The organism is Catenulispora rubra (genome assembly GCF_015356825.1).
Lineage (GTDB): Bacteria > Actinomycetota > Actinomycetes > Streptomycetales > Catenulisporaceae > Catenulispora > Catenulispora rubra.
Map to the genome: position 1 here is coordinate 1 of NZ_JAACYW010000649.1, position 1,005 is coordinate 1,005.

1 protein-coding gene is annotated in these 1,005 nt (G+C 73.6%); it reads left to right on the forward strand.

Annotated features, from left to right (window positions below):
• The coding region (locus GWK61_RS54760) for a SpnB-like Rossmann fold domain-containing protein (protein WP_194922320.1) at nucleotides 1–1,005 on the forward strand (1,005 nt) is incomplete at both ends.

A 1,005-nucleotide genomic window follows, 5' to 3' on the forward strand; every position in this document is an offset into this window, starting at 1 on the left:
GACGTGCCCCGCACCTGGGCCGCCCTCGGCCCCGGCCTCGACGACCTGCTCCACACCCCGCTCCCGACCATCCCCGACCTGGCCAGTCTTGCCGAGGCCTCTCAGAGCCCTGCGGATGCGCCGGACACGGTCTTCGTCCTCGCGGACTGCGAACCGTCCGGCGGCGTCGACATCGACGAAGTGCTGGAGCGCTGGTCGGCTGACGAGCGGTTCGCCGCGGTGCGGTTGGTGGTGGTCACCTGCGGCGCGGTCGCGGCGCGTGCGGGGGAGACGGTTCGGGACCCGGCCGGCGCCGGGGTGCGTGCGCGGGTGGCGAGTGTGCGGGCGCGGCATCCGGAACTGCGGATCGCGCTGCTCGACGTGCCCTGGCCCACGTGGGTCGAGGGAGAACAGTCGCTGCCGTCGCTCGGCCGTGCGGAGCTGGGCTGGGCGGAGCCTGCTCTCGTGGCAGGTGAGCCGGACATCGCGGTGCGCGGTCACGAGATCCTCGCTCCCCGGCTGCAGCAGGCCGATGCGCAGGTGTTGGCTGCGATACCCGAGGACGGCTGGACGTTGCAGGTGTCGGACCCGGGAGTGCCGGAGAGCCTTGCCTGGGTGCCGGGCCCGACTGCCGGGGCCACCGGCTCGGCCGAGCCCGCCGCAGGTCGGCCTGCCGCGAGTGAACTCGCCCCGGGCGAGGTACGCGTCGAAGTCCGTGCCGTCGGACTCAACTTCCACGACATCGTCGTGGCTTTGGGCACGGACGACGACGCGGCGCGCATGGGCGTCGGCATCGAAGGCTCCGGCACCGTGGTGGAGGTCGGTACAGCCGTCGGCGATCTGAAGTCGGGGGACCGGGTGATGGGCCTGTTCCCCGGCGGGGCCGGGGCCCGGGTCGTCGTGGACCGGCGCCTTCTCACCGAGATGCCGCACGGCTGGTCGTTCGCGGAAGCCGCCGCGTTCCCCATGGCCCATCTCGCCGCCCACCACGCCTTGCGTGATGTGGCGGGGGTGCGGGGTGGGGAG